This is a genomic window from Helicobacter didelphidarum, assembly GCF_003364195.1.
GTDB classification, from domain to species: Bacteria; Campylobacterota; Campylobacteria; order Campylobacterales; family Helicobacteraceae; genus Helicobacter_A; species Helicobacter_A didelphidarum.
The window spans coordinates 1-732 of the sequence record NZ_NXLQ01000172.1 but is presented as its reverse complement, the minus strand read 5'-3'; the positions used below and the strand labels follow the sequence as shown (position 1 = coordinate 732).

At 30.7% G+C, this 732-nt stretch carries 2 protein-coding genes; both read left to right on the top strand.

All coding sequences use genetic code 11. The features are described 5' to 3' along the window. Positions 1-520: hypothetical protein (locus CQA53_RS12905; RefSeq protein ID WP_115544047.1), on the top strand; the 520-nt coding region annotated here is incomplete at its 5' end. Further along, on the top strand, positions 517-732 hold a 216-nt coding region (locus CQA53_RS11760), incomplete at its 3' end, for a hypothetical protein (RefSeq protein WP_147290064.1). The genes CQA53_RS12905 and CQA53_RS11760, both read left to right, overlap by 4 nt.

Genomic DNA, 732 nt, shown 5'->3' with positions numbered 1-732 from the left:
AAGCTATCGTGCCTTTATCCCAAAACAATGGGATAGTGAATACAAAGAATATGAGAGATTGTGTAAAGAGAATATAGGGAAAGTGGTGTATGCGAGACCCATCAAAGATTATAAAGGAGAACTTGATATATCTTATGCAATCTTCCCCATTAGCGATCATATAAATGTTATGATTGGTATTACAAGAAAAGTGCCAGAAAATCCTAAGTCTATACACTTAAATTCATATAAAAATATTACATATATGTATATAGTAAATTTTCAATATTACACAGGTTGGAGTAGTGTTGGAGCTGGTGGAATGGCTGATTACAAATATTATATAGATAATATACCATCACCTCTTGATGATGGATTTTGGGATAAAGAAATGGCTAAAACAAGGCAAAAAGCTTTAGAAAATAAAGAATATATTGGCAAAGAATATGAAGGAGAATTACAATATTCGCCCTATCATTATGAGTATAATACACTTTATCGCCAAATACTTAATTTTAAGCAAAAAGGAATCTCCCAATGACACACCATAACAAATACTCACTTGGAATCTATGTAAATGATTGGGGTTTTATGATGGGTAGTGAAGGAAATCCCCATGTATTCTTAGGATTAAAAATAGAGAAAGTTCAATGCAATGATATGCAAATACAAATGCAAGAAAATCTATATCAACATTATCTCAAACATAATATGCTAGAACAAGCTAATCAATGTAGGATTAATATAGAACAA